The organism is Kribbella caucasensis (assembly GCF_004361855.1).
GTDB lineage: Bacteria > Actinomycetota > Actinomycetes > Propionibacteriales > Kribbellaceae > Kribbella > Kribbella caucasensis.
The window spans coordinates 145,740-172,071 of sequence record NZ_SNWQ01000016.1; the positions used below are offsets into that span (position 1 = coordinate 145,740).

A 26,332-nucleotide genomic window follows, 5' to 3' on the forward strand; every position below is an offset into this window, starting at 1 on the left:
GGGCGGGGTGTTCGGCGGGCGGTACGGCGGGCGGCTGGGTTAGGTGATTTGGGTTAGGCGGCCGGTGTCTACGTCGTACATGAAGCCGCCGACGAGGATGTCGTCGCCGATCAGCGGGTGTTCGCGGACGGCGGCGACGTCGCGGCGGAGTGCCTTCAGCTGGTCGGGGATGACGGCCAGCGGGAGGTACCCGGCCGGCTTCCCGGCGGCGCGTTCGACCTTGGCGCGCATCTCGTCCTCGGACATCGCGGCCATCGCGCAACGGGTGTGCGGGATCACCATGATCCGGCGGACCCCGAGCAGCTGTACGCCGAGGACGAGCCCGGTCATGGTGATCTCGGTGACCCGGCCGCCCGCGCTGCGCAGTACTTTGGCATCACCCGGTTTGAGGCCGAGCATCTCCAGCGGCGGGATCCGCGAGTCCATACAGGTGACCACGCCGATACCGGCATGGGCGATCCCGTCGAAACCGCTGTAGGCGAAGCTCTTCGCGTACTCCGCGTTGGCCGCCAGCAGGTCCTCGAACCCACCAGCCTCGAGCTCACCGGCCCCGAACTCACCGGCCTCGAACCCGCCGGGCTCAACACCCTCGGCCTCGAACCCGCCGGGCTCAACGCCCTCGGCCGCTGGCCCGCCGGGCTCAACGCCCTCGGCCGCCAGGTCACCGGCCTCGTGGTTGTCGACTGGGGTTCTGGTCATCGGTGGGCTCCGGAACGGACGGTACCGGCACGCAGGATCGACATGTCGTAGGGTTCCTTTCCGCAGGACTCCGGACGGGGCGGGTCGGCGGGTTCGGCGGCGACGTCGACGATCCAGGTCCGGCCGTCGGTGTGCCGGACGGTGACCGTCTCGAGGTCCTCCGCGATGACGCTGAGCGCCTCCAGCGCGACCTCGCCGCTGAGGTCGCGGACGGCGATGTCGGCGACCTGGCCGCGCTTGGTCCAGGTGCTCCGGCCGCGCAGCGTGTCGATGACTGTCTCACCGCGATCGGCCGCGGCGAGGACGGCGGTGGCCGACTCGACGGTGAGCCGGCCGTGCAGGGTCCCGGCGGGCAGCAGGGCCGCGGTCGGTGAGAACCGGTGCCCGCTGAGGTGGCTCGACTCCCAGACGCGTCCGGGAGCGACGGCCGCCATCGCCGTGACCAGGGGACGCCCGAACAAGGCGCAGCACTCGTCGCGCTTGCCGTTCGTACAGATCAGCAGGACCGGCTGGGTGACCGGCGACAGCTCAGGCAACGACGCCCGTACGGCGTCCAGATCGCCCCGGCTGACCGCGTCGAGGTCCAACGAGGCAAGCGCGGCCGGTTCGTCGACGCAGCCGCCGAGTAACCACGTCCGGCCGGGCGCGGTGCTCGCGACGTACACCTGATGGGCGCGCGGTACGGCGTCGGCGTGCTTGCCGGGGGAGCGGATCAGCCCGAAGCGCAGATCCACCTTCTTGCAGTCGGCATCGATCTTGGCGCCGAAATCGGGATCGAGGTGGCTCTGGGTCGGCGCTTTGCGGCCCCAGGGCCCGGGTTGTTCCACGACGACCCAGCCGGCGGCCACAACGGCCGTCCCCGGCATCGGTTCGTCCAGCTCTCGGCAGATCGCCGAGCAGAGCCCGGCGCTGTCGAGGGCGGCGGTTCTCGCAGTCACACGGATCACGGTACGCGAGCCGGGCCGCTCGCCCCATGACCGTCCTCACGCGTGGACAGCGCGCCGCAGCCCGTTCGCCCCATCACCCTTCTCACGGGTGGACAGCGCGCCGCCGCCCGAGCAGCAGGACAGCCAGTACGGCGGCCGCGAACGCGCAGACGGCCGCGCCGGCGAAGATCGTGTGCACTTGTGAAATCGCCGCCTCGCGGAGTGCGTCGAGGAACGGGCGGCACTGGCCGGGCTTGTCCGGGCACAGCTCGTTGGGCGAGGGCACGTCCGCGACGATCGTGTAGTACCGGCGCAGGCCGATCGCGGTGAGCGCGGAGACGCCGACCAGCATGCCCACCATCCGGGCGACCACGACCAGCGCGCTCACGAGTCCGTGGCTGTCCGGTCGAGTCGCGCCGAGCATGGCGGTGTTGACGGGTGACAGCGCGAGACCGAAGCCGAACCCACACAGCAGCAGGGCGATCGTCGCCGGCGCGTGGTCGAGGGCGTCGCGGTCCCAGTACGCCATCCAGACGAACATCGCGCCCGACAGCGCCAGGCCGGCTCCGGTGATCAGTCCCAGCCCGTATCGACGGGTCAGCCAGCCGCCGACGACTGCGCCGGCGGGTAACGCGATCAGGAACCGCAGCAGCACGAGTGCGGCCGCGAGCTGGCCACCGCCCTGCGTCGTACGGGCGAAGACCGGGACGTCGACGAGGGCCGCGATCAGGGCCGAGCCGACGAGGAAGCTGACGAGGAGGGAGCCCCAGGCCGGCTTCGGACCGAGGAGGCCGGGCGGAACGATCGCGAGCGCGGTACGGCGCTGCCACAGGGCGAACGCGATCGCGAAGATCCCGGCGCCGACCAGGAGCCACGGGCCGGCGGGCGCCATCACCTCGCGCTCGGGATCGGCCGTGGCGAAGGCCAGTACGACGCCGGAGAGGGCGACGGCCAGCAGGAGGGCGCCGACTAGGTCGATCTCGTCGAGCAACGCGCGCAGGCGGATCTTGCGGAGGAGCAGCGCGATCCACAGGAGCAACAGAAGCAGGGTGACGAGACCGATGGGCGTGAGGAGCCGGGACTCACCGGTGAAGGGGACGAAGGGCAGGCCGAGCGTGACACCCGAGGCCAGTCGTTGGGGTGCCGTGAGGGTGAGCCCGAGTCCTATGCAGGCAAGGAGTCCGACGGCGGCGGACAGCGGTGGTCGTTGCCGGCCGCGGAGGAAGACGGCCAGCACGACGGCGACGGCGAGGTTGATCCAGAAGATGTAGCGCCAGTCCGCGATCGCGAGGACGGCGGCGCCGAACAATGGGCCGAGGACCGAGCCGATCTCTTGCACCGCGCCGACGACGCCCAGTGGGAGTCCGCGCTTCTGGGGTGGCCAGAGGTCTGCGACCAAGGCCAGTGTGGCGGGGACCAGGCCGCCACCGCCGACGCCTTGCAGGAAGCGGCCGGTCACGACCAGGGGCAGGTCGTACGCCGCTGCTGTGATCAGGGAGCCGACCGCGAACAGCAGTAGAGCTCCGACGAGCACGGGCGTGCGGCCGACCACGTCGGCGATCCGGCCGATCAGGGGGAGTACAGCGATATAGCCGAGCAGGAAGCCGGAGATGATCGGGGCCGCCCGCTGCAACTCGTCGGCCGAGAGCCCGACCCCGGCCATCATGTCCGGCAACGCCAGTACGACGACGTAGGTGTCCGCAGCCGCGAAGGCGACCGCGATCGAGGCCAGCGTCAGCCGCGTCCGCGGACTGTCGAACGAAGCCGAACTGGCCGCCGAAGCTCCGCCGGGTCCCGACTCACCGGTCGCCGGATCCTCGCTCACGGTTTGGTGATCTCGACCTGTTCGCCGTACCGGTCCAGGGTGACGTCGTAGCTGCTGGTGGCGCCGTCGTAGAACGGGCCGCTGATCGTTGCCGACACCAACTGCTTGGTGTCCTTGTCGATCTTGAAGCTGCTCGGGAAGTCCTGGTCGGCCGGCGCCTTCGGGAAGATGCCCTGCAGCGTCTTGCCCTGCACCGCACCGGTGACCTCGGTCAGCACCTTGGAGCCTTCCCGCGTCTCACCCTTGATCACCGGATCCTTCAGCGTCGGCAGGACCGACGTGATCCCCTTCGCCGGGTCGAGGAAGATCGCCGGGTCCGGCGCGCCGAGCCCGGCCAGCTGGGACGGCGGCAGCTCGGCGAAGCTCGTTGTGAACGGCAGCTTGGCGTACACCTTGCCGCCGACCGCGACCACGTCGGCATCGATCGGGGAACCGGCCGCGCGCACCGTCAGCTTGCCCTTGAACGCCGGCGCGTGTGTCGCCACCCCGTCGCCTTTCGCCAGCGTCTGGGCCGTGTCCGGCAGGTCCCGGCCGGTCAGCACCAGGTGCACGCTGGCGGCCTCGTCGATGGTCTTCTTGACCTCGGTGAGCAGGGCGACCGGATCCTCCCCGGTCTTCTGGCCGTCGCCACCATCGTCCTTGTTGTCACTGCAGCCGGTCATCGCCAGCACCAGCACCGCGCCGAGCGCGACCAGTCTCTTCATGGGGTCAGCCTGCCAGGTTCGGGGCGCAGGCGGCGATGGGCTGGGCCACCGGCACGCCGGACCCGTCGCGGCGGGCGTCCAGCGGCGGCAGTTCGACCGGGGCGCCGCTGCTCGCACTGGCGCGGAGCGGGCCCGCGCCGATGTACGCGAGCAGCAGGCCGTCCTCGCCCTTCAGCAGCCGGTGGCAGCGGACGCCGCCGGTGCCACGACCCTTGCCCGGGTACTCCGTCAGCGGCGTCACCTTGACCGCGCCGATCTCCGTGCCCGGCAGGGCGGACGAGGACCCGGAGATGGTCAGCACGATGTTGTCCTTCGCGCTGTCGACCGCGCCGAAATAGGTGACCTTGGCCCCGCCGGTGAGCCGGACGCCGGCCATACCGCCCGCCGTACGGCCCTGGGGGCGGACCACCGAGGCCGGGAAGTGCAGCAGCTGGGCGTCGCTGGTGATGAAGCAGAGCTCCTCTTCACCGGTGACCAGCTCGACCGCGCCGACCACTTCGTCGCCGTCGTTGAGCCGGATGATCTCCCACGAGTCACGGTTGCTGAGGTGATCCGGGACGACCCGCTTGACCACGCCGCCCGCCGTACCGAGTGCGACGCCGACGGACTCCGGGTCCATCGTGCTCAGGGCCAGCGCCTTCTCACCGGGCTCCAGGGATACGAACTCGGCCACGGGCGCGCCACCCTGCAGGTTCGGGGCGTTCGCGGTGGTCGGTACGGCGGGGAGGTCGAGCGACTCCAGCCGGATCAGCCGGCCGGCGCTCGTGACCAGCCCGTACTGACCGCGGGCGGTGCTCTTGATCGCCGAGATGATCGCGTCGTGCTTGGCCCGGCTCTCGCCTTCGACGAAGGGTTCGACCCCGTTCGTCCGTGCGAGCAGGCCGGTGGAGCTCAGCAGCACCCAGCACGGGTCGTCGGTCACCTCGAGCGGGACGGCAGCGGTCTTGGTCGCGCCCGACGACTCCAGCAGGACCGTACGCCGCGGGGTGCCGTAGGTCTTGGCGATGTCGGCCAGTTCCTCGGAGACGATCTTCTTCAGCAGTCCCGGGTCCTCCAGGATCGCGGTCAGCTTCTCGATCTCGCGTTCCAGCTCGGCCTTCTCGGTCTCCAGTTCGAGCTTGGAGAACTTGGTCAGCCGGCGCAGCGGCATGTCCAGGATGTAGTTCGCCTGGATCTCGCTGAGGTCGTAGATCTCGATCAGCCGGGCCCGCGCGGAGGCCGCGTCGTCGCTGGTCCGGATGATCTGGATGACCTCGTCGATGTCCAGGATCGCGATCAGCAGGCCGTCGACGATGTGCAGCCGGTCCTGGGCCTTCTGCCGGCGGAACTCGCTGCGCCGCCGGGTCACGTCGTACCGGTGTTGCAGGTAGACGTCGAGCAGCTCGCGCAGGCCGAGGGTGCGGGGCTGGCCGTCGACCAGGCAGACGTTGTTGATGTGGAACGCGTCCTCCAGCGGCGTCAGCTTGTACAGCTGCTCCAGCAACGCCTCCGGGACGAACCCGTTCTTGACCTCGATCACCAGCCGGGTGCCGTGGTTGCGGTCGGTCAGGTCCTTGACGTCCGCGATGCCCTGCAGCTTCTTCGCCTGGACCAGGGTCTTGATCTTCTCGATCACCTTCTCCGGGCCGACCGTGTACGGCAGCTCGGTGACCACGATGCCCTTGCGCCGCGGGGTGACGTTCTCGATCCGGGCGGTGGCGCGCATCTTGAAGCTGCCGCGGCCGGTGGCGTAGGCGTCCTTGATGCCGTCCAGTCCGACGATCTTGCCGCCGGTCGGCAGGTCCGGGCCGGGGATGAACCGCATCAGGTCGTCGAGGTCCGCGCCCGGCGTCTTGATCAGGTGCCGCAGTGCCTGGATCACCTCGATCAGGTTGTGCGGCGCCATGTTGGTCGCCATACCGACCGCGATCCCGGCGGCGCCGTTGACCAGCAGGTTCGGGAAGGCGGCCGGCAGCACCGACGGCTCGTTCTCCTGGCCGTCGTAGTTCGGCTTGAAGTCGACGACGTTCTCGTCCAGGCCGTTGGTCATCGCCATCGCCGACGGCGCCATCCGGCATTCCGTGTAACGCATGGCCGCCGGACCATCGTCCAGAGATCCGAAGTTGCCGTGGCCGTCGATCAGCGGGACCCGCATCGACCACGGTTGTGCGGTCCGGACCAGGGCGTCGTAGATCGCGCCGTCGCCGTGCGGGTGGTACTTACCCATCACTTCACCGACGACGCGGGCGCTCTTCACGTGCGCGCGCTCGGGGCGGATACCGTTCTCCGCCATCGAGAACAGGATCCGGCGCTGTACCGGCTTCAGCCCGTCCCGCGCGTCCGGCAGCGCCCTGGCGTAGATCACCGAGTAGGCGTACTCCAGGTAGCTCGTGCGCATCTCGTCGGAGACGTCGATATCGAGGATGCGCTCCTCGAAGTCTTCCGGTTCGGTGGTGGTGCTGGAACGGCGTGCCATGCGGGTCTGCGAACTCCTCGTGCGTGCTGCTGAGACGCGCCGCGGCGGTGGTGGCGGCAGCGCCATTGTCCCTGGTCGGAGCCCCTAACCACGGCAGCGACCCGGCCCAATCGCGCCAACCCTACGTCGCCGCGCCGACGAGTGGGCGAAGACCGGCGGGGTGAGGCTATTCCGCGGCGGCTGCCGACGGGTGGGAGTGACGGAGGATCACCGCGGTCGGCGCCAGCGCCGCACCGACAGCCAGGACCAGACAGGTGCCCGCGATCCCGAGCAGCGGCCCCCACGGTACGGTCACCGCGACGTCGGCCAGGCCGTCGGTCATCGCGTGCCGGATCAGGATCCCGACCGTGACCGTGATTGCCGTCCCCAAGCTCAGCGCGACCACGCCGACCAGGGTCGACTCCCACAACACCATCCGCCGGATCTGGGCCGGTGTCGCACCGAGTAGCCGCGAGGTCACGAACTCATGCCCCCGCTGCAGGCTGCCCATCAGCAGCGTGTTGACGATCGCGATCGCGCTGTAGAGCGCCGCTGGTCCGAGCAGCAGAATCAGGCCCAGCTGGTTGCCCTGCCGGACGCCTTCATCCTGCGCAGCCTCCCAGACAGCGGCCGGTACGGCGTCCGCTCCGCTGCCGGCCAGATTCTGGTCAAGGCCGGCCACGACCGAGTCCGGACTGACCCCATCGGCCGGGAGCACGAACCATTGGGCCGGCTGAGCGTTCGGCGCGTGCGCACGGGCCAGGTCCTCGGGGATGATCAGGGACGCGTTGACCCCGAAGGCGTCCGCCAGGATCGCCACGATCTTCAGCCGGTCGGTGCTCCTGTCGGTGTAGGTGACCGGGATCTCGTCGCCGACCTCGTACTGCTCGAAGCCGGCCATCTCCTTGCCAATGGCAACGGTCTTGCCGGCCAGCTTGGACAGGTCGCCTTCGACGGCCGTCATCCTGCGTGCCTTGGGTGCGACCGTGAGATCGATCCCCTCGGCATCCTCGAGCTCTGCCGAGTCCGAGTCGGTCCGGATGAGTCGGAGCGGGATGCTGCCGTCGACGGCGGCGACACCGGGAGTCTGGAGAATGCGCTCGCGCAGTTCGCGATCCGGGCGGCCGGAGCCGGCGGCAGGCGAGGCGCTCTCTTCCGCAGGCGCGGTGACGACGATCGGGGCGAGAACGCTGTCCCGGATGGTGGCGGCCGCGGCGTCGGCGACGAAGCTGAGGCTGAGCACCATCGAACCGGCGATCGCGGAGATCCCCAGGATCGGCGCGGCCAAGGACGCGCTGCGCCGGGGCGCGGCGACCACGTTGCTCCTCGCCAGCCGCCCGGAGACCCGGGTCCACGCGACCAGCGGGATCGCCCAGAGTCGCCCGATCCACGGCACGACGAGCGGCGCGAGCAGGGTCAGCGCGATCACGAGCAGCATCGGCGTGAACATGGCCAACGGCGCTGCCGCCTCACCCGACGACGGCCGGATCAACGAGAGCAACACGATCCCACCGGCCAGGAACAGGACGCCGAACCCGATCCGTACCGGTCCGATCCGCGGTGGTTCGAGAGCGGCCTCCCGCAACGCGTCGACCGCCCCGACCTTCCCGGCACGACGGGCCGCGGACCGTGCACCGAGCATCGCCACGACCATCCCGGCCCCCATCGCGATCGCCAGCGGCAGCCACGGACTGGCCGGCTCCAGCTTCACCGGTGCCAATTCCGTGTATGACGCCTTTGCGAGCAGCAGGGGAGTCGCCAGCTGAGCCAGTACGGTGCCGGTCGCCGAAGCCGCGAACGCGACCACCAGCGCCTCGCCGAGCACCATCCGCCGGATCTGTCCCGGCGTGGCCCCGATCAGCCGGAGCAGTCCGATCTCACGGCGCCGCGCGGCCACCGCGAAGGCGAACGTGCTGGCGATGACGAAGATCGTGATGAACCCGGAGATCACGCCGACCATGCTGAGTACGACCTGCAACCCGGACGCGTCCTCGCCGGACAACGGCACGTCGACCGTGCGCGCCGGCTCCCCGTCGTACCCGGGCAGGCTGACCGGGATGCTGCTGCCCGGCGGCGCGTCGTACGCGATGGTGGCGGCGGTCGCGGTGGCGGCCAGGCCGAGGAGGAAGACGCCGACCGCGAGGGCGACGAAGGAGCCGGCGTACAGGGAGCGGTGCCGGCGGACCGTCTGACGACTCAGGAAGAACATCATCGCTCCAGGTCACTCATCGCGGCGGCGATCTGCTGCGGGGTACCCCGGTCGAGTGAGCCCGCGACCAGGCCGTCGGACAGGAACAGCACTCGTTCGGCGTACGCGGCTGCGACCGGGTCGTGGGTGACCATGACCACGGTCTGACCGGCCCGGTCGGTTGCCTCGCGCAACAAGCTGAGGATCTGGCGGCTGGCGGTGCTGTCCAGTGCGCCGGTCGGTTCGTCGGCGAAGAAGACCGCGGGCCGGGTGATCAGAGCGCGGGCGATCGCGACGCGCTGCTGCTGGCCGCCGGAGAGCTCGGCCGGACGGCGCCGGGCCATGCCGCCGAGGCCAACCTGGTCGAGTACCTGGTGGACTTCATCGCGTCGGGGCCGCTTGCCGGTCAGCCGGAGCGGCAGGGCGACGTTGTCGTAGACGGTGAGCGACGGGAGCAGGTTGTAGGCCTGGAACACGAATCCCATCTGCTCGCGGCGCAGCTTGGTCAGCGCGACCTCACTGAGGCCGTGCAGCCCGGTCCCGCCGAGCAGGACCGTGCCGGTGGTCGGCTTGTCGAGTCCGGCCGCGCACTGCAGCAGGGTGGACTTACCGGAGCCCGACGGGCCCATCACGGCGGTGAACGAGCCGCGGTGGAAGTGGTACGTGACGCCGCGGAGCGCGTCGACCGCGCCGGCCTTGGACCGGTAGGTCTTGGTGATGCCGTCGAGCAGTAGGGCGGGCGGCTCGCCCACGTGGACGTTTGGGTGGATCGGCGCGGTAGTGGTCATGGTTCCAGCGAACCGGGGCGCGACTGTTTCCACCCTGGCCCGTGGGGGAGACCCGTGGTAGCGCGCAAGCTACCGACTCCGGGACCGGTCCGCCCCTAGGGTTGACCCGGTGAAGAGTGTGTGGGTGGCCCTGGCCTCGAGGCGGTATCTCGTCTCGTCCTGGCCGTGGCGCAGCTATGCCTACCTGCTCAGCTCGGTGCCGGTCGGCGCGATCACCATCGCCGTCCTGGTCGCCGCCGTCGGCGTGAGTACGGTGCTGAGCCCGCTCATCATCGGCATTCTGATGCTGACCGCGTTCCCCTTGCTCGGGGTGCTGATCGGCGTCGTGGAGCGCTGGCGGGTACGGCTGATGCTGCCGGGCGGTGTCGCCAGCCCGCATGCGGTGATGCCGGCGCGGATGTCCCGCCGCGAGCGGCTGAAGTTCCGCCGACGCGAACAGGCGTCGGTGCGGGCACTCGGGTACGGCGTACTCCTGGGCACCTTCGTCGCCTTGGTCAGTGCGGTGTTCGCCGGCCTCAGCGCGACCGTCCTCGGAGTCACCTTGGCGGCGCCGGTCATCGCGGAGCACGACGCATTGGCCATGGGTCCGTGGACCCTGGACAGCGACGGTGAGGGGATCCTGTTCGTCGTCACGTTCGGCCCCGCCTGGTACGCCGTGACGTCGTACATCCTGGGCTGTCTTGCCGGGACCGAGGCGGAGCTGGCGAAGGCGCTGCTGGGTCCCCGTGAGGAGGAGCTGCAGCGGAACGTGGCCGCGCTGCGCCGGTCCCGGCTGGATCTGGTGGACGCGTTCGAGACCGAGCGCGCCCGGATCGAGCGGCACCTGCACGACGGGGTGCAGCAGCGGCTGGTCGGGCTGACGATGACGCTGGGACTGGCCGAGCTCGATCTACCTGAGGGAGAAGGGAAGCGCCTGGTCGTCAAGGCACATACGGAGGCTGAGGCGGCGCTGGCGGATCTGCGCGAGGCGGTCCGGGGGATCCACCCGCGCGTCCTGGTCGACCTTGGGCTTGAGGCCGCCGTACGAGAGGTGGCCGACCGGAGTCCGCTGCCGGTGGATGTGCGGATGGCGTTGCCGTCGCGGTTGCCGAGGCCGATCGAGGCGGCGGCGTACTTCGTGATCAGCGAGGCGCTGGGCAACGTGGCGAAGCACGCGTCGGCGACCCGGTGCGAGGTCGACGGATGGATCGACGGGGACAGGTTGGTGGTCGCGATCACCGACAACGGCGTCGGCGGAGCGGATCCGGCCGCGGGTACCGGATTGACCGGCCTGGTGACCCGATTGGACGCGTTAGGGGGCACACTCGACCTGTCCAGCCCACCCGGTGGGCCGACCCGACTGCGAATGGAGTGCCCGTGCCGGCTCGACGACTGAGCATCGTGCTGGCCGAGGACTCGATGCTGTTGCGCGAGGGGCTGGCGAGCATTCTCGATCGTGCCGGTCATGAGGTCCGCGATTCCGTCGGCGACGCGGACACCCTGCTGGCCGTGGTCCGGAAAAATCCGCCGGACGTGGTGATCACCGATGTCCGGATGCCGCCCGGGCACAGCGACGAGGGACTGCGCGCGGCGGCCGCGATCCGGGCCGACTTCCCGGCAATGGGGATCCTGGTGCTGTCCCAGTACGTCGCGGACGCGTACCTGTCGTCGTTGCTCGAGTCGACCAGCGGCGGGATCGGGTACCTGCTGAAGGATCGCGTCGGGCATGTGACCGAGTTCCTCGCGTCGCTCGACCGGGTGGCGGACGGCGGGACGGTGGTGGATCCCGAGGTGGTCCGCCAGCTGCTCGCGCGGCGACGGGACGACGGGCCGCTGGCCGCGCTGACCCCACGTGAGCTCGAGGTGCTCGCCTTGATGGCCGAGGGCCGGGTGAACTCCTCGATCGCCGAGCAGCTGGTGGTGAGCGAGGCCGCGGTCCGCAAACACGTCGGCAACATCTTCGCCAAGCTCCAGCTCGAGGAGGGACACGATCGCCGGGTCTCCGCCGTGCTCACTTATCTGCGCCGTTGACCTCAACCCGGGTTGAGGTCGGAGGCTGGAGGTTGGAATTTGCCGGGCGAGGGAGGATCGAGGCATGGAGAGCTGGGCCGACGAGAGCGACATCCGGAAGATCCTGGCCGACTGCCAGACCTGGGCGGTGGTGGGCCTGTCGAACAACACCAGCCGGGCGGCGTACGGCGTGGCGCGGTTCCTGCAGGGCAAAGGGAAGCGGATCGTGCCGGTGCACCCGTCGGCCGAGACCGTGCACGGCGAGCAGGGGTACGCGACGCTGGCGGACATCCCCTTCGGGGTGGACTGCGTGGACGTCTTCGTCCGGTCGGAACTCGCCGGTGAGATCGCGGACCAGGCGGCCGGAATCAACGCGAAGGCTGTGTGGTTCCAGCTTGATGTAGTGGATCCGGACGCCTACACCCGGACGACGGCCGCGGGACTGACGATGGTGATGAACCGCTGCCCGGCGATCGAGTGGGGCCGGCTGGGTCCGTGAGCCCTGCGACCGAAAGGCTTCAATGTTCACGATCGACACGAATACCGGATTCGGCGCCCGGATCGAGAAGCAGCTCGCGAATGAGGACGTGGTCTGGCTGACCACTGTCGGAAGGTCCGGTACACCGGCGCCGAACCCGGTCTGGTTCACCTGGACCGGCCGGGAGATCCTCGTCTTCAGCCAGGCGGCGAAGGCGAAAGTGCACAAGATCGCCGCGAACGGCCGGGTCGCGGTGAACTTCAACGCCACCCACACCGGCGGTGACGTCGGCGTGATCACTGGCGAAGCGGTGATCGACGAAGCAGGGCCGACGGCCGACGAGCTGGCCGACTACGACGCGAAGTACGCCAGCGGCCTGGCGGGGCTCGACATGCCCGCTGAGCAGTTCCACCGCGAGTACCCGGTGCTGATCCGCATCACCCCGGAGAAACTGCGCGGTTTCTGACTGGATTTGACCAGACCGGGGCGGTGGGGTGGGGACAGAAATTGAGTGGCGGCGCTGTCTGCTCGGGCGGCGCCGCCGACTTGTTTCTAGCCGAGGTAGCCCTCGACGGTTTCGGACGAGCGGGCCTGGGCGCTGTCCGGGTCCTCGCCGAACTCGCGCTTGGCGCGGCGCTGGCGGAGCAGGTCCCAGCACTGGTCCAGCTCGGTCTCCAGGGCCTGCAGCCGGCCGCGCTCGTCGGAGTCCGTCACGTCGCCGGCCGTGTGCTTGCTGCGCAGCTCGTGCTCCTCGGCCACCAGCTTGTTGATGCGGCTGAAGATGCTGTTGTCGTCGTTCATGAGGAAACCGTACGCCCGTCGGGCAACGACGCCCGGGACAGCAACTCCGTCATGATCCAGATCGCCAGCACCTCGGAAGTGATCAGTCCGAGCAGCACCACCAATTGCAACGCGGCCGCCTCGATCGGGGAGGCGCCGCCGAGGATCATCCCGACGAACGCGCCGGGCAGCGAGACGAGTCCGACCGTGCGGGTCTGGTCGAGCACCGGCAGCAACGCGTCCCCGGCGAGCGGTCCGGCGACCAGTTTGAACGCGTCCGGCGGCATCAGCCCGATCGACAGTCCGGCCTCGAACTCGCCGTACCGGGTGCCGTACTCCTGCAGCAACCGTCGCCCGGCCAGCGTGGTCGCGGTCATCGTGCCGCCGACGATGATGCCGCCCATCGGCAGGATCGTCTCCGGATTGCGCGGGACCACGCCGGGCAGGATGAGCAGCAGCATCACCACGGCCGCCCCGCCGCCGATCGCGAGCGCGCAGAACGCGTACTGGCCCGGGACCGGCGCGGTCGACCGGATCCTCCGGCCGCTCGTCACCGACGCCACCGCGAGCATCACGAAGACGAACGCGAGGGTCGCCCAGATCGAGTGCAGCGCGAGCCCGACGACGAGACCGACGGCGGCCAGTTGCAGGATCGCGCGGAGCGCCGCGGTGACGATGCCCTTGTCGTGTCGCAGCGACGCGAGCCGCGACCCGATGACACCGATCCCGACCAGCAACGGCAGTACGGCGACGGCCGCGATGCCCAGACCCGTGTCGAGCGACATCGGGTCATTCCATCACGTTCAGCCCGGGCGGAAGTCCGATTCGTCGTAGGCGTGTTCGGCCCGCTCGCCGCGATCCACCTTGGCGGCCTCGTCGGTACGCAGCTCGACCCGGCGGATCTTGCCGGAGATCGTCTTCGGCAGCTCGGCGAACTCGATCCGCCGGATCCGCTTGTACGGCGCCAGGTGCTCGCGGCAGTACGACAGGATCTCGTCGGCCAGCTCCCGGCTCGGTTCGCGACCGGCTACCAGTACGACGTACGCCTTCGGCACGGCGAGCCGGACGGGATCGGGCGACGGGACGACGGCTGCCTCCGCGACGGCCGGGTGCTCGATCAGCACGGACTCCAACTCGAACGGCGAGATCCGGTAGTCGCTCGCCTTGAACACGTCGTCCGCCCGGCCGACGTACGTGATGTAGCCGTCCTCGTCCCGGCTGGCGACGTCGCCGGTGTGGTAGAAACCGCCGCGCATCGCCTCGTCGGTGAGGTCCTTGGCATCCCGGTAGCCACGCATCAACGGGACCGGCGGCGGGGCGAGCTCGATGCAGATCTCACCGTCGTCGCCGACCTCACCCGTGCCCGGGTCGACCAGGGCGATCGAGTACCCCGGCAGCGGGCGGCCCATCGAACCCAGTTTGACCGGCTGACCCGGCGGGTTGCCGATCTGCGCGGTCGTCTCGGTCTGGCCGTAGCCGTCCCGGATCGTGACGCCCCAGGCGTTCAGGACCTGTTCGATCACCTCGGGGTTGAGCGGTTCGCCGGCCGAGATGCACTCCCTGATCTGCACGTCGACGGCCGTCAGATCGGCCTGGATCAGCATCCGCCAGACCGTCGGCGGCGCGCAGAACGTGGTCACGCCGTACGTCTGCAGCACCCGCAACATCTTCTCGGCGTCGAAGCGCGCGTAGTTGTAGAGGAAGGCCGTCGCCCCCGCGTTCCAGGGCGCGAACACGTTGCTCCATGAGTGCTTGGCCCAGCCGGGTGACGAGACGTTCAGGTGCACATCGCCGGGTTGGAGGCCGATCCAGTACAGCGTGGACAGGTGGCCGACCGGGTAGCTGACCTGCGTGTGCTCGACGAGCTTCGGCTGGCTGGTGGTCCCGGAGGTGAAGTACAGCAGCAACGAGTCGTGGGCCGCGGTCTCCACGTCGGGCACGGGCCCGTCGTACTGCGCGGAGTCGTCGTAGTGCAGCCATCCGTCGACCCGGTCGCCGACCGCGACGCGCAGGCAGTAGTCCGCGATCCCTTCGTAGCGTCCGGCCTCCGCGCTGCTCGTGACAACAGCCCGTACGCCGCCGCGCTCGATCCGGTCGGCCAGGTCCGCGTCGGTGAGCAACGTGGTCGCGGGGATCATCACCGCACCGGCCCGGATGCAGGCGAGCATCGTCTCCCAGAGCGGGACGGTGTTGCCGAGCACGATCAGCACCCGATCGCCAGGTTGGAGCCCTGCCTGGTTCAGCCAGCCCGCGACCTGGCGGGAGCGCTCCGCCATCTCCGCATAGGTCAGCGAGTTCACCTCGCCGTCCTCTTCGACGATGGTCAGCGCGGGGACTTCCGGTTGCTCGACCGCGAGCGCGTCGAACCAGTCCCGGGCCCAGTTGAACCGATCGAACACGGGCCAGTTGAAGTCGCGGTACGCGGTCTCGTAGTCCTCCCGGTGCGCGATCAGGAAGTCGCGCGCCTCGCGAAAGGTACGGGTGTTGTCCGAGGTGCTCTGTTCCTCGCTCATGCCTCGCACTATTGCCGAGCCGGGTGCGGCAGGCAATCGCACCCGCGCGCCTGTACCTCAACCGGAACCCGGTGTGCACCTTCAGCTGAGGTTGAGGGGCGAGAAATGGCGTCGTCAGCACTTGGACTGTCAATAGACTGTGCGGGTGACACGGCCGGAGCAGCGACAGCGACCGCGCCAACCCGGCGCTGACCTCCCCGCGGACTACCCAGCGGAGTATGAGGCGGATGTGGTGCTGCGCGATGGGGCGACGGCGCACCTGCGGCCGATCACGCCCGCGGACGCGGAGTTGCTGGTCGAGTTCTACGGGCGGGTGTCCGAGCAGTCGAAGTACTACCGGTTCTTCGCGCCGTACCCGCAACTTTCGGACCGGGACGTGCAGCGGTTCACCCAGGTGGACTACCAGGACCGGCAGGCGCTGATCGTGACCGTCGGCGACGCGATGATCGGCGTCGGAAGGTACGAGCGGACCGGCCGGCGGTCCGCCGAGGTCGCGTTCCTGATCGAGGACGCGCACCAGGGTCGCGGGCTCGGCCAGTTGCTGCTGGAGCACCTCGCTCAGGCGGCGCGCGAGCACGGGATCACGCGCTTCGTCGCCGAGGTGCTGCCGGACAACCGGAAGATGATCACCGTCTTCACCGAGGCCGGGTACAAGGTGGCCCGGGAGTTCGAGGACGGCGTGATCATGGTCGAGTTCGACATCGCGCCGACCGACACGTCGTTCGGGGTGATGCAGGCGCGCGAACAGCGGTCCGAGGCGCTGTCGATCGCGCGGCTGCTGACCCCGGCCAGCGTCGCGGTGATCGGGGCCAGCCGGCGCCCGGGCACGATCGGGAACGCGTTGCTGCGGAACATCCGCGACAGTGGTTTCCCGGGCCGCCTGTACGCCGTGAACGCGGGCTGGGAGTCCGATGGGCCGGCCGAGATCGATGGCGTACCGGCGTACGCGACGATCCGGGACGTGGACGACACGGTCGACCTGGCCGTCGTCGCCGTACCGGCCGAGGCGGTCGTCGACGTCGTCCTGGACTGCGCGGCGAAGGGGGTGCGCGGGCTTGTCGTGGTGTCGAGCGGGTTCGCGGAGATCGGGGACGAAGGGCGTAAACGGCAACGCCGGCTGGTCGGGCTGGCCCGCTCGTACGGGATGCGCGTGATCGGGCCGAACGCGCTCGGCGTCATCAACACGGTTCCCGGGGTGACGCTGAACGCCACGTTGTCGCCGCTGATGCCGAGCCGGGGGCGGGTCGCGTTCTTCTGCCAGTCGGGGGCGCTCGGGGTGTCGATCCTGGCGGACATGGTCGGTCGTGGACTGGGTCTGTCGAGTTTCGTGTCGGCGGGGAACCGGGCCGATGTGTCCGGCAACGACCTGATGCAGTACTGGTACTCCGACGAGGCGACCGAGGTGGTCCTCCTCTACCTGGAGTCGCTGGGCAATCCGCGCAAGTTCAGCCGGGTCGCGCGGCGGCTGGCGAGGCGGAAGCCGGTGATCGCGCTCAAGTCCGGCCGGGCGACGCAGGGTGTCCCGCTCGGGCATACCGTCCGGCGCAGCCAGTTGCCAGCGGCAACCGTCGACTCGCTGTTCCGGCAGAGTGGGCTGATCGGCGTCGATACGGCCGGTGAATTGTTCGACGTGGCGCAACTGGTCGCGCACCAGCCGCTGCCGAAGGGACGCCGGGTCGCGATCGTCAGCAACTCCGACGCCCTGACGCTGCTCGCCCTCGACACGATGGCGGCGTGCGGGCTGGATGTGGCTGGGGAGCCCTACACGCTGCACGCCGACGCGTCCGCGGCCGACTTCGAGCAGGCGCTGACCGAGGTGTTCGCCGACGACCGGGTCCACTCGGTCGTGGTGGTCTTCACCCCGCCGGTCCTGTCGAACGGTGACGAGGTCGCGCGGGTTGTCGCCGCCGCGGCCGCCGGCTCGGACAAGCCCGTCGTCTCCACCTTCCTCGCCTCGCGGAGCGTCCCCGAGCAACTGCGCGTCGCCGACGAGAACGGTGGCGCCGCGCGCGGCTCGATCCCGTCGTTCTCCTCCCCGCAGTACGCCGTGGGCGCGCTGGCCAAGGCCACCCAGTACGCCGAATGGCGGCGCCGGGCGGACTCGCGGATCCCGGACCTGCCCGATATCGACACCGCCGGGGCCGAGGATTTCGTCCAGGAGTTCCTGCAGCGTCATCCGTCCGGGGCCGACCTCGACGAGGCGGATCGGCAACGACTGCTGAGCTTCTACGACATCAGTGTGCTGCCCGCCTTCCCGGTGCAGTCGGCGGACGAGGCGGTCGCGCGGGCCGCCGACCTCGGGTTCGAGGTGATCCTCAAGGCGACCGCGGAGCAGTGGCGGATGCGGCCGGACCTGGCCGACATCTGGCGGCACATCCACGACGAGGAGGACATGCGCGGAGCGTGGGACGAGATGACCCGGACGTTCGGCGTCGCCAGTGATCCGGGCCGCGCCCAGTTCGTCGTCCAGAAGATGGCGCCGCCCGGTGTCCCGGTGGTGATCTCGGCGCTGGAAGATGTTGCCTTCGGCCCCGTCGTGACCTTCGGCCTGTCCGGCGTGGCGACGGATCTGCTCCACGACCGCTCGTACCGGATGCCGCCGCTGACCACCGCGGACGCGGCCGAGATGGTCCGCGAGGTCCGCGCCGCCCCGCTGCTGTACGGCTACCGGGGCTCTGATCCGGTCGACATCGCCGCGATCGAGAACCTGCTGCACCGCGTCTCCCGCCTCACGCTGGAACTGGAGGAAGTCGTCCGCCTCGACCTCCGCTCGGTCCTGGTCGCAGCCACCGGCGCCACGGTACTGGACACCGCGATCCGCATCGCGCCCAACGAAAAACCCCGCCAGGACACCCCCGTACGTCGGCTAACCTGACCATCCATGACCGTCGAGTCCGCCCAGTCCATCGCGGCCGCCTTCGGTGTCGGTCGGCCGGTTGGCTTCGAGCGCGTCACCCGTGGCGCGATGGGAGCCGTCTGGAAGCTGTCCACCTCCGCCGGCTCCTACGCGGCGAAGGAACCGTTCTGGTTCGACTGGCAGGAGGAGGCCGTCGCCGAGGAGGTCGCCTTTCGCGCGGCCTGCGCCACAGCCGGAGTACCGAGCCCCGAACCGCTGACGACTCCGACCGGTGGGTACGTTGCCGACTGCAACGGAACCACCTGGCGTCTCTATCAGTGGGCTGATGGGGATGCGCCGGACCATTCGGATGTGGACGTGAGCGCCTGGGTGGCCAGGCAGATGGGTGCGATGCATTCGCTGGACTGGCAGACCGGGGACCACACGCCTGAGCCGTGGTATCACCACGTCGACGTCGAGTGGGATGAGCTGGTGGATCGCGCGGCAGCGGCTGGGGTGGACTGGGCGGGTGAGTTGGGGCGGCTGGTTCCGCTTTGTGCCGAGCTGACGAGTCTGGTCAACAGTGCGCCCATCGGCGACATGGTCTGGTGTCACCGCGACCTCACGAACACGAATGTACTGCGGTCGGCAGCGGGAAGTGTCTTGGTCGACTGGGACAACGCGGGGCAGATGGCGCCGTGGCGGGAGCTCGGCGCCGTACTGGTCAACCATGTCGGTGCCGAGGGCAACCTGCGCCTCATCGTTGATGCCTATCGGGCAGCTGGCGGACCGGGGGAGATCGCCGGCCCGGAAGGATTCGCGACCGGGCTGGCGATCCTGCTGAACCATCTGAACGGTCAGGTGGGCGCCGCGTTGGATACAGCGTTGGCACCCGAGCATCGGGAGTACGCAGTGAAGGGCGTGCTCGGGTTGTTGCGGGCAATGCCTGAGGTGGGGACGCTGGAGCGAGCGGGTCAGGTGGTTCGGCGGTAGAGGCTGTTGGCCCGGGTGAGGAGACCTGCGTCGACCAGCTCGCGGCGGAGGGCTGCGTGGTCGGGGTGCCAGCTGTTCAGGATGGCGTTGACGGTGGCTTCCGGGTACTCCGTGCCGGGGTCGAACGAGGTGGCCAGGTATTCGAGCACGATCCGGAACTTGGCCGGCACGGTCGGGAAGTGGGTCAGCCGGCCGTCCCGGATGAACGAGGCCAGGACGGCGTCGCGGGACGGGTCGGGGTCCAGCGGCTCGCGTTCGGGGCGGGACGTGCGGACCACGTCCTTGAAGACCGACTCCTCGGCGTACAGACCGTCAGCATCGGACTGGATCAGACCGTTCTTGCCGAGCCGTTGGAGCGCCTTCGCGACCACCGGCAGCTCGAGTCCGGCCGCCCCGGTGATCTCCTCCGGAGTGCGCGCGCCGAGGACGACAGCGGCGTACGTGCGCAGTCTCGACGGTTCGGCCAGGAGTCCACAGAGGTGATCGGCGTTCATGCCATCCACGCTAAACAAGCCCGCAACCGGATTTCGCCTGACCAGGGCGGTGGGGTGGGGAACGAATTTGACTAGTTGAGGTGCTAGACCTGTCCCCATGCAGCCAGGCCCGCACAACGGGATCACCGACGTCCCCGGAGTCCTCGTCGGACAAGTCCAGCGCCTCGATCCGCCGTACCTGACCGGTACTACGGTCGTCCACGTTCCCGGTACTGCGGTTGCGGGTGTCGACGTACGCGGTGGCGCCCCGGGGACCCGCGAGACCGACCTGCTCGACCCCGTGAACTCCAACGCCGGCGTGCACGCGATCGTGCTGACCGGTGGTAGCGCCTATGGGCTCGACACGGCCGGCGGGGTGATGGGGTGGCTGGAGGAGCGTGGTCAGGGGGTGCGGGTCGGGCCGGGCGAGCGTGACGTCGTACCGATCGTGCCGACGGCGGTGGTGTTCGACCTCGGCCGGGGTGGTGGGTTCCAGGCGCGGCCGACGGCCGAGTGGGGACGGGAGGCGATCGAGGCGGCCGGCGACGGTCCGGTTGCTGAGGGCAACCATGGGGCCGGGGCTGGTGCGCGTGCGGGCCGGCTGAAGGGTGGCACCGGGTCGGCGAGTGTGCGGCTGGACGACGGTACGACGGTCGGCGCGCTCGTGATCGTCAACGCGGTCGGGTCCACGGTCGGCGCCGACGGGCGGTTGCTGGGAGAGCGGTACGGGCTGGGGGAGGAGTTCGCGGGACTGCGGACTCCGGTGGAACCGGCTCCCGAGCCGCCGACTGGGTCTCTTCCCGGGATGAACACGGTGATCGCGATCGTCGCGACCGACGCCGCTCTGGACAAGACGGCCGCGCGGCGGATGGCGATGGTCGCCCATGACGGACTCGCTCGGGCGATCGATCCGATCCACACCTTGGTCGACGGCGACTCGGTGTTCGCGCTGTCCACTGCTCCGGCGGGGACGCCGCGGTTGAGCGTGACCGATAGCGAGGCGTTGCCGGCGTTGGAGACGATCTTCGCCGCCGGTGCGCGGACGTTGGCACGCGCGATCGTCCGCGGCGTACTGGCGGCTGAATCCGTGGAGACGCCGGCCGGGAAGCTGGTCAGCTACCGCGACGCGTATCCGTCCGCATTCAAGACGAGCGGCTAGGCGGACGTAGTACGTGCGTACTACCGTCTGGGGTGGGTTTCTGGCCGTTTGTTGAGGTAAGAAACTCACCCCGGTCTCGCAACGAACCTCCCCGTTCTATCGAGTGGTACGCCTCGTCCGGTCGGCGGCAACCAGGTGCCGCTGCTGCCAGCCAAGCGCGGGCCGGATCGGCGGGTCGGGCCGGGGGAAGGTGAGCGGAAAGTGGGGTTGAGCGGGGTGCATGCGAGGATGGGCAGATGCGTGACCTGAATGCGCCGGTTCCGGAGCTTGCGGATGCCTCGTCCGAGCTGCGCGAGTCGATCGACCGGTGCGGCTACTACCCAGAAGTGGTATCGGACTCGCTCGCGGTGGCGATCGCAGGGGAGCCGATCCGGGCGTTCGTGCTGCAGCACGAACCGACCTTCGACCGGGACGAAGTGCGCCGGCACATCACCATCCTGGCGCTCACCCCGTCCCGGCTGATCGTCGGCCATACCGACGAGCACGCCGCCGACGACCTGATCCAGGCGCCGTACGCGTCCACCTCGACCGAGGCGATCCCGTTGAACCGGGTGAACGCCGTCGTCATCAACCGGGTGGTCCCGAATCCGGCCGGCTACGGATCGCGGCGTACGGCGGCGGCCGGCACCTCGGATCCGGCGCTGGGCGGTGAGGTGGTGCTGACGATCGGCTGGGGCATGGTGAACCGGATCGATCTCGAGCCCGCCGTCTGCGCGGACCCGAACTGCGAGGCCGACCACGGGTACACCGGCTCCGTCGCGGCCGACGACATCTCGTTGCGGATCAGCTCCGCCGCCGACGGCCCGGCCGGCATTCAGCAGGTGCTCGACTTCGCGGCGGCGCTTTCCTCCGCGACCAGCAGGTAGTCCGGGGTGTCCGGCCCGACGCCTATGCTTCCTGCCTACGGCGGCGGGTCACTCGCGGACGTCCTCCCGTCGGTCGCCGGCGCCCTGTCGGTTCCCGGTGAGCAGAACACGCTCGGCCTACCACCAGCACCCCGGTACGCCGTACTGCTGCTCGACGGCCTCGGCTGGAACCTCCTGCGACGCAACGCCGACCTCGCGCCGTACCTGTCCTCGCTGACCGGTCGGGCCCTGACCTCCGGCGTACCGTCGACCACCGCCGCCAGCCTCACCAGCCTCGGTACGGGTCTCCCACCGGGTGCACACGGCATCGTCGGCTACAGCTCGATCGTCCCGGAGACCGGCGCGTTGCTGAACGCGCTGGCCTGGGACAAACCGGTCGATCCCCGGATCTGGCAGCCGCATCGGACCGTGTTCGAGCGGATCGCGGCCGCGGGGGTTGCCACGCGCAACGTCAGCAAGGCGCGGTTCGACACGTCCGGGCTGACGGCTGCCGCGTTCCGGGGGAGTGCCCACCGCGGCGCGGACACCGTGGACGACCGGCTCGACGCGACCAGGTTCGCGAGCCGGGAGGGGAGTTCATCGCTGGTGTACGTGTACGACTCGCAGCTCGACTACACCGGTCACGGGCAGGGGTGCGAGTCGTGGCAGTGGCGGAAGGAACTCGCGGCCGCCGATACCTTCGCCCAGCGCGTCCGCTCATCGCTGCCGCGGGACGCCGTGCTCGTCGTCGTCGCGGACCACGGGATGGTCGACGTCCAGCCCGACAACCGGATCGACCTCGACGCCGACCCCGCGTTGCTGAACGGACTCCGGCTGATCGGCGGCGAGTCCCGCTTCAGGCACCTGTACTGCGTGGACGGCGCGACCCCGGACGTCGTGGCGACGTACCAGGAGCGGCTCGGCGATCAGGCGCTGGTGTTGACGCGTGAGGAGGCGGCTGGGCGCGGCTGGTTCGGTCCGGTCGAGGAGCGCGTGTCGCCGCGGATCGGTGATGTGGTGGTCGCGTCGCTCGGTTCGATCGCGCTGGTCGCCGGCCAGCGCTTCCCGCAGGAGGCCGCCCTGATCGGCCTGCACGGCTCCCTCACCGACGACGAGATGGCGATCCCGCTGCTCATCGACGAGGGCTTCTGAGGCTCCAGGCCAAGACAGAGCTCAGAAGCTCCAGACGTTCCAGAAGAAACTCGCGGAGGCCGTGCGCGCCTCGGCGTCGCGGGCCGTCACGGTCACCTTGTACCGGCCTGCGCCCGGTGTGAGCACCCCGATGATCCAGCCTCGCTCGTGGTCGATCGACAAGCCCGGCGGCAGTCCCGTCGCGGTGTAGCTGATCCCGCCCTTGCCGCTCATCCCCTTGATCAGCAAGGGAATCGCCGGCAACCCACCGAACCCGAGTTGCTCACCCGGCTCCGTCACAGTCACCCCGGTGCCCGACGTACTGCCTGCCACTCCGACGGCCTCGGCGGCGTCGACCAGCCCCTCGCCGTAGTACGAGTTGTTCGCGTCGGAACCGGTGCACTCGCCACCTGACGCGGCCGGGCACGGAAGGTCGTTGGCCTGTCCGCCGAGTCGCTCCCGCACCTGCTCGGCCGTGAGTTTCGGGTTCACACTGCGCAGCAACGCGGCGACACCCGCGACGTGCGGCGACGCCATCGACGTACCCTGCAGGGTCTGGTAGCCGCCGCCCGGGATGGTCGAGTAGACCTCCTCACCGGGCGCGGCCACGGTGATCTTGTTGTCGCCGAAGTTGGAGAACCCGGACTTCAGGTTGTCGGTGTCGACCGACGCGACCACGACGACGTTGGGGAGTTCGCCCGGCAGGTTGAGGCAGTCGTTGGAGACGTTGCGCGGTCCCGGGGTCGAGTCGTTCGGGCTGGTGTCGTCGGCGGACTTCTCGGCCAGGTTGTAGTTCTCGTTGCCGGCGGCGGCCACGTTGACCACGCCCTTGGAATCCGAGTACGCGACCGAGCGGCGGACCGCCTCGGCGATCGCGTCCTGGTCAGGGTCGGTCGGGCAGACGAACAACCACGGGTCGGTGTAGTAGCTGTTGTTGGTCACCGAGACGCCCTTGTCGGCGGCGAACATGAACGCGCACACCGTGTTCTCCGGGAAGAACAGCTGACTGCCCGCCTCGGCGACCCGGATGGAGGAGATCCGTACGCCGGGGGCGACGCCGACCATGCCCTTGCCGTCCTTGGCCGCCGCGATCGAACCGGCGACATGTGTCCCGTGCTCGCCGACCGGCCGCCAGGATCCGGGCCGGGTGTCGACCTTGCCGTAGGCGCAGGACGCGGACCGGGTCGCGTCGAAGTTCGCCTTGAGATCGGGGTGCTGGTCGTCGACACCGGTGTCCAGTACGCCGACGGTGATCGCCTTCGAACCGGGGTTGATCGCCCACGCCTTGTCGGCGCCGATCTGGGTCATGTCGGAGCGGGAGATCTCGGGGGAGGCGTTGGGCTGTTCCGTCACGGCCGGTGGGATCGCCGGGTTCGCGGCGGCCGGCGGGACGTCCGACGTACGGGTCGCGCCGACCTTCTGGACCCCGTTGACCGTGCGCATCCGGCCGGCGAAGTCCGCGGCCGTCGAGTGGACCACGATCACGCCGACCGCGTCGTACGTCGCGAAGACCGTGCCGCCGTTCTGGGTGATCGCGGCGGTGACCTGCGCGGTCTGCTTCGGCGCGGTGAGGACGAAGTACGCACGCAGGCCTGCCTCCGACCGGACGGGTGCCGCGGCCGACGGCAGGACGCCGATCGAGGCCAGGCAGAGCGAGAGGAGGAGGATCAGAGCTTTGCGCACGTTCCAGTAAATCCCGCCACCGGCTCAGAACCCAAGCCGACCCCCCGCCGTCGTTGACGAGCCAATGAGTTGGCAGGATGTGCGCCCGTGGCTGACCTGCTCTACTTCACCGGGACCATGGACTGCGGCAAGTCCACGCTGGCACTGCAGATGGATCACAACCACAAGGCACGCGGCCGGATCGGGCGGATCTTCACCAGCCACGACCGGGCCGGCGAGTCGGTGCTGTCGTCCCGGCTTGGGCTCGAGGCGGTCGCGGTCGAGGTACGGCCGGACTTCGACTTCTGGCACTACGTCGTCGACGAGCTGACCCAGGGCGGCCGGATCGACTACGTGGTCTGCGACGAGGCGCAGTTCTACCAGCCGGCCCAGGTCGAGCAGCTGGCCCGGTTGGTGGACGAGTTGCAGATCGACGTGTTCTGCTTCGGCATCCTGACCGACTTCCGCGCCACCCTGTTCCCCGGTTCGGCCCGGCTGGTCGAACTCGCCGACCGGATGGAACTGCTCCAGGTCGAGGCGCTCTGCTGGTGCGGTGAACGCGCCACCCACAACGCCCGGACGATCGGCGGCGAGATGGTCACCGAAGGCGAGCAACTCGTCGTGGGTGACATCGTGCAGAACGAGCTGGAAGTGGCGTACGAAGTACTCTGCCGTCGTAACCACCGCCGCAAGCTGACCGCCGCCCGCGCGCGAGCCACCCTGTCACCCGAGGTTCTCCCGTTCGGAGGTACCGCATGAACCCGCTGATCACCGCAGCCGAGCTGCTGGCGGCGACCGATCGCCCGGTCGTCGGCGACGTCGCCAATCGCCTGGTCGTCATCGACGTGACCTGGAACCTGGCCGGTCCGCCCGGCCGGGACGCGTACGACGCCGGCCACATCCCCGGCGCCCACTTCGTCGACCTCGACACCGAACTGGCCGGCCCACCCGGCGACGGCGGCCGCCACCCCTTGCCGTCCGCAACCGTCGTCGAGGCGGCGCTCCGCCGGGCCGGCGTCGATGCCGATACACCAGTGGTTGTCTACGACGCGGCCAACTCGATGGCGGCGGCACGGGCCCGCTGGATCTTCCTGTACTTCGGCGTCCGCGACGTCCGCGTCCTCGACGGAGGCTTCGCCGCCTGGCAAACCGCCGGGGGAGAAGCCAGTACGACGGTGCCGCCGGCCGCGAGTGGTTCGTTCGTCGCGTCACCCGGTCAGCTCCCGATGCTCGACGCGGACGACGCCGCCGAGATCGCGTCCTCGGGTGTGCTGCTCGACGCGCGCGCTCCCGAGCGGTTCGCGGGTGAGGTGGAGCCGATGGACAAGGTCGCCGGCCACATCCCCGGTGCCGTGAACGCCCCGACCACCGCGAACGTCGACGCCGACGGCCGCTTCCTCCCGACCGAGGACCTGCGCAGCCGATTCGCCGCCCTCGGCGCGGACGGTTCGAAACCCATCGGCACCTACTGCGGCTCCGGCGTCACGGCCGCCCACGAAGCCCTCGCCCTGGAGATCGCCGGCCTGGACGCCCCCGTCTACCTCGGCTCCTGGTCCCACTGGATCACCGACCCCACCCACCCCATCGCCACCGGCCGCTCCTAACCTCACCACCCCATCGCCCGGCCCCGCCTGGCCACACGCGCGGCCCGGCCTGACCCCACCCACCCCATCGCCCCCGGCGGTTCCTGCCCCCGCCCGCACCACCTCACCCCGGCAAAGCACCACCCCCAACTCCTCACTTTGAGCACGGGCCAGGCGTGCATCGCGGACTTTGGGCACCGGCCGGCCACGGTATCCGCTGTTCGGCGACTGTCGGGTGCTCAAAGTGGTGGTTGGGGCCGGTGGCGAGGGTGGGTGGGGCGAGGTATTCGATCAGGCTGATAACTGGTGGGTGTGCGCTTGACGCG

General features: G+C 69.8%; 23 protein-coding genes. 11 read left to right on the top strand and 12 right to left on the bottom strand.

Translation table 11 applies throughout. The features are described 5' to 3' along the window. Positions 1-39: 39 nt before the first annotated feature. From EV643_RS29410 to EV643_RS29440, 7 genes are all read right to left on the bottom strand, one after another. Positions 40-699 carry a beta-class carbonic anhydrase gene (locus EV643_RS29410; protein ID WP_370452402.1) on the bottom strand — a complete coding sequence of 220 codons (660 nt, stop codon included), beginning with the start codon at positions 697-699 and terminating at the stop codon, positions 40-42. Beyond that, on the bottom strand, positions 696-1,637 hold the full coding sequence (locus EV643_RS29415; protein WP_238165880.1) for a ferredoxin family protein: 942 nt from the start codon (positions 1,635-1,637) through the stop codon (positions 696-698). Before EV643_RS29415 ends, EV643_RS29410 begins: the two co-directional genes overlap by 4 nt. 91 nt (positions 1,638-1,728) lie before the next feature. Next, positions 1,729-3,450 carry an MFS transporter gene (locus tag EV643_RS29420; RefSeq protein WP_133803410.1) on the bottom strand — a complete coding sequence of 574 codons (1,722 nt, stop codon included), beginning with the start codon at positions 3,448-3,450 and terminating at the stop codon, positions 1,729-1,731. Next, positions 3,447-4,154 carry an LppX_LprAFG lipoprotein gene (locus EV643_RS29425; protein WP_133803411.1) on the bottom strand — a complete coding sequence of 236 codons (708 nt, stop codon included), beginning with the start codon at positions 4,152-4,154 and terminating at the stop codon, positions 3,447-3,449. Before EV643_RS29425 ends, EV643_RS29420 begins: the two co-directional genes overlap by 4 nt. Before the next feature lie 4 nt (positions 4,155-4,158). Beyond that, complete coding sequence (locus EV643_RS29430; RefSeq protein WP_133803412.1) at positions 4,159-6,609, bottom strand: DNA gyrase/topoisomerase IV subunit A; 2,451 nt, start codon at positions 6,607-6,609, stop codon at positions 4,159-4,161. A 166-nt stretch (positions 6,610-6,775) separates the two neighbouring features. After that, positions 6,776-8,800: an FtsX-like permease family protein gene (locus EV643_RS29435; protein WP_238165881.1), complete on the bottom strand. Its 2,025-nt coding sequence runs from the start codon at positions 8,798-8,800 to the stop codon at positions 6,776-6,778. Next, complete coding sequence (locus EV643_RS29440) at positions 8,797-9,564, bottom strand: ABC transporter ATP-binding protein (RefSeq protein ID WP_133803414.1); 768 nt, start codon at positions 9,562-9,564, stop codon at positions 8,797-8,799. The genes EV643_RS29435 and EV643_RS29440 overlap by 4 nt, the downstream gene beginning before the upstream one ends. A 109-nt stretch (positions 9,565-9,673) precedes the next feature. On the opposite strand from EV643_RS29440, the gene EV643_RS29445 reads away from it, so the two are divergent. From EV643_RS29445 to EV643_RS29460, 4 genes are all read left to right on the top strand, one after another. Beyond that, entirely contained in the window at positions 9,674-10,939 is a 1,266-nt protein-coding gene (locus EV643_RS29445) for a sensor histidine kinase (protein ID WP_133803415.1), read from the top strand. Then, the gene (locus tag EV643_RS29450) at positions 10,921-11,574 is read left to right on the top strand and encodes a response regulator transcription factor (protein ID WP_133803416.1); all 654 of its coding nucleotides are present in this window, start codon (positions 10,921-10,923) and stop codon (positions 11,572-11,574) included. The genes EV643_RS29445 and EV643_RS29450 overlap by 19 nt, the downstream gene beginning before the upstream one ends. A 64-nt stretch (positions 11,575-11,638) precedes the next feature. Further along, complete coding sequence (locus EV643_RS29455) at positions 11,639-12,052, top strand: CoA-binding protein (RefSeq protein ID WP_133803417.1); 414 nt, start codon at positions 11,639-11,641, stop codon at positions 12,050-12,052. A gap of 22 nt (positions 12,053-12,074) precedes the next feature. After that, positions 12,075-12,497, top strand: a complete 423-nt coding sequence (locus EV643_RS29460) for a TIGR03667 family PPOX class F420-dependent oxidoreductase (protein WP_133803418.1) — start codon at positions 12,075-12,077, stop codon at positions 12,495-12,497. An 86-nt stretch (positions 12,498-12,583) separates the two neighbouring features. Here EV643_RS29460 and EV643_RS29465 read toward each other — a convergent pair whose 3' ends face one another. From EV643_RS29465 to EV643_RS29475, 3 genes are read right to left on the bottom strand one after another with little or no spacing between them, the layout of a single operon-like run. Continuing rightward, on the bottom strand, positions 12,584-12,832 hold the full coding sequence (locus EV643_RS29465; protein WP_133803419.1) for a DUF2630 family protein: 249 nt from the start codon (positions 12,830-12,832) through the stop codon (positions 12,584-12,586). Then, complete coding sequence (locus tag EV643_RS29470) at positions 12,829-13,596, bottom strand: ABC transporter permease (RefSeq protein WP_133803420.1); 768 nt, start codon at positions 13,594-13,596, stop codon at positions 12,829-12,831. The genes EV643_RS29465 and EV643_RS29470 overlap by 4 nt, the downstream gene beginning before the upstream one ends. Positions 13,597-13,614: 18 nt before the next feature. Then, entirely contained in the window at positions 13,615-15,324 is a 1,710-nt protein-coding gene (locus EV643_RS29475; protein ID WP_133803421.1) for an AMP-binding protein, read from the bottom strand. A 145-nt stretch (positions 15,325-15,469) separates the two neighbouring features. On the opposite strand from EV643_RS29475, the gene EV643_RS29480 reads away from it, so the two are divergent. Both EV643_RS29480 and EV643_RS29485 read left to right on the top strand, forming a co-directional pair. Then, positions 15,470-18,199 (top strand): bifunctional acetate--CoA ligase family protein/GNAT family N-acetyltransferase, encoded by a 2,730-nt coding sequence (locus tag EV643_RS29480; RefSeq protein WP_133803422.1) that lies wholly within the window; start codon positions 15,470-15,472, stop codon positions 18,197-18,199. A 6-nt stretch (positions 18,200-18,205) separates the two neighbouring features. Next, a complete protein-coding gene (locus tag EV643_RS29485; protein ID WP_133803423.1) occupies positions 18,206-19,153 on the top strand; it encodes a phosphotransferase enzyme family protein in 948 nt (315 codons plus the stop codon). On the opposite strand, the gene EV643_RS29490 is transcribed toward EV643_RS29485, so the two are convergent. Next, positions 19,135-19,647: a DUF2087 domain-containing protein gene (locus tag EV643_RS29490; protein WP_133803424.1), complete on the bottom strand. Its 513-nt coding sequence runs from the start codon at positions 19,645-19,647 to the stop codon at positions 19,135-19,137. The genes EV643_RS29485 and EV643_RS29490 overlap by 19 nt on opposite strands. Before the next feature lie 97 nt (positions 19,648-19,744). On the opposite strand from EV643_RS29490, the gene EV643_RS29495 reads away from it, so the two are divergent. The 3 genes from EV643_RS29495 to EV643_RS29505 all read left to right on the top strand — a co-directional run bounded on the left by EV643_RS29495 (position 19,745) and on the right by EV643_RS29505 (position 22,782). Then, entirely contained in the window at positions 19,745-20,785 is a 1,041-nt protein-coding gene (locus tag EV643_RS29495) for a P1 family peptidase (RefSeq protein ID WP_133803425.1), read from the top strand. Between the two features lie 236 nt (positions 20,786-21,021). Then, positions 21,022-21,651: a DUF5998 family protein gene (locus EV643_RS29500; RefSeq protein ID WP_133803426.1), complete on the top strand. Its 630-nt coding sequence runs from the start codon at positions 21,022-21,024 to the stop codon at positions 21,649-21,651. 24 nt (positions 21,652-21,675) lie between these two features. Next, complete coding sequence (locus tag EV643_RS29505; RefSeq protein ID WP_238165882.1) at positions 21,676-22,782, top strand: alkaline phosphatase family protein; 1,107 nt, start codon at positions 21,676-21,678, stop codon at positions 22,780-22,782. Between the two features lie 21 nt (positions 22,783-22,803). On the opposite strand, the gene EV643_RS29510 is transcribed toward EV643_RS29505, so the two are convergent. Beyond that, entirely contained in the window at positions 22,804-24,444 is a 1,641-nt protein-coding gene (locus EV643_RS29510) for a S8 family peptidase (RefSeq protein ID WP_238165883.1), read from the bottom strand. Positions 24,445-24,531: 87 nt separating this feature from the next. Here EV643_RS29510 and EV643_RS29515 point away from each other — a divergent pair, with 87 nt between their 5' ends. Then, positions 24,532-25,182: a thymidine kinase gene (locus EV643_RS29515; protein WP_133803429.1), complete on the top strand. Its 651-nt coding sequence runs from the start codon at positions 24,532-24,534 to the stop codon at positions 25,180-25,182. Then, the gene (locus EV643_RS29520; protein ID WP_133803430.1) at positions 25,179-26,027 is read left to right on the top strand and encodes a sulfurtransferase; all 849 of its coding nucleotides are present in this window, start codon (positions 25,179-25,181) and stop codon (positions 26,025-26,027) included. The genes EV643_RS29515 and EV643_RS29520 overlap by 4 nt, the downstream gene beginning before the upstream one ends. Positions 26,028-26,332: the final 305 nt, after the last annotated feature.

Excerpts from the sequence above, each read along its gene's own strand:
- EV643_RS29410 (WP_370452402.1), bottom strand. The coding sequence starts at position 699 with ATGACCAGAACCCCAGTCGACAACCACGAGGCCGGTGACCTGGCGGCC.
- EV643_RS29425 (WP_133803411.1), bottom strand. The coding sequence starts at position 4,154 with ATGAAGAGACTGGTCGCGCTCGGCGCGGTGCTGGTGCTGGCGATGACC.
- EV643_RS29430 (WP_133803412.1), bottom strand. The coding sequence starts at position 6,609 with ATGGCACGCCGTTCCAGCACCACCACCGAACCGGAAGACTTCGAGGAG.
- EV643_RS29435 (WP_238165881.1), bottom strand. The coding sequence starts at position 8,800 with ATGATGTTCTTCCTGAGTCGTCAGACGGTCCGCCGGCACCGCTCCCTG.
- EV643_RS29440 (WP_133803414.1), bottom strand. The coding sequence starts at position 9,564 with ATGACCACTACCGCGCCGATCCACCCAAACGTCCACGTGGGCGAGCCG.
- EV643_RS29455 (WP_133803417.1), top strand. The coding sequence starts at position 11,639 with ATGGAGAGCTGGGCCGACGAGAGCGACATCCGGAAGATCCTGGCCGAC.
- EV643_RS29460 (WP_133803418.1), top strand. The coding sequence starts at position 12,075 with ATGTTCACGATCGACACGAATACCGGATTCGGCGCCCGGATCGAGAAG.
- EV643_RS29465 (WP_133803419.1), bottom strand. The coding sequence starts at position 12,832 with ATGAACGACGACAACAGCATCTTCAGCCGCATCAACAAGCTGGTGGCC.
- EV643_RS29470 (WP_133803420.1), bottom strand. The coding sequence starts at position 13,596 with ATGTCGCTCGACACGGGTCTGGGCATCGCGGCCGTCGCCGTACTGCCG.
- EV643_RS29475 (WP_133803421.1), bottom strand. The coding sequence starts at position 15,324 with ATGAGCGAGGAACAGAGCACCTCGGACAACACCCGTACCTTTCGCGAG.
- EV643_RS29485 (WP_133803423.1), top strand. The coding sequence starts at position 18,206 with ATGACCGTCGAGTCCGCCCAGTCCATCGCGGCCGCCTTCGGTGTCGGT.
- EV643_RS29490 (WP_133803424.1), bottom strand. The coding sequence starts at position 19,647 with ATGAACGCCGATCACCTCTGTGGACTCCTGGCCGAACCGTCGAGACTG.
- EV643_RS29495 (WP_133803425.1), top strand. The coding sequence starts at position 19,745 with ATGCAGCCAGGCCCGCACAACGGGATCACCGACGTCCCCGGAGTCCTC.
- EV643_RS29500 (WP_133803426.1), top strand. The coding sequence starts at position 21,022 with ATGCGTGACCTGAATGCGCCGGTTCCGGAGCTTGCGGATGCCTCGTCC.
- EV643_RS29505 (WP_238165882.1), top strand. The coding sequence starts at position 21,676 with ATGCTTCCTGCCTACGGCGGCGGGTCACTCGCGGACGTCCTCCCGTCG.
- EV643_RS29520 (WP_133803430.1), top strand. The coding sequence starts at position 25,179 with ATGAACCCGCTGATCACCGCAGCCGAGCTGCTGGCGGCGACCGATCGC.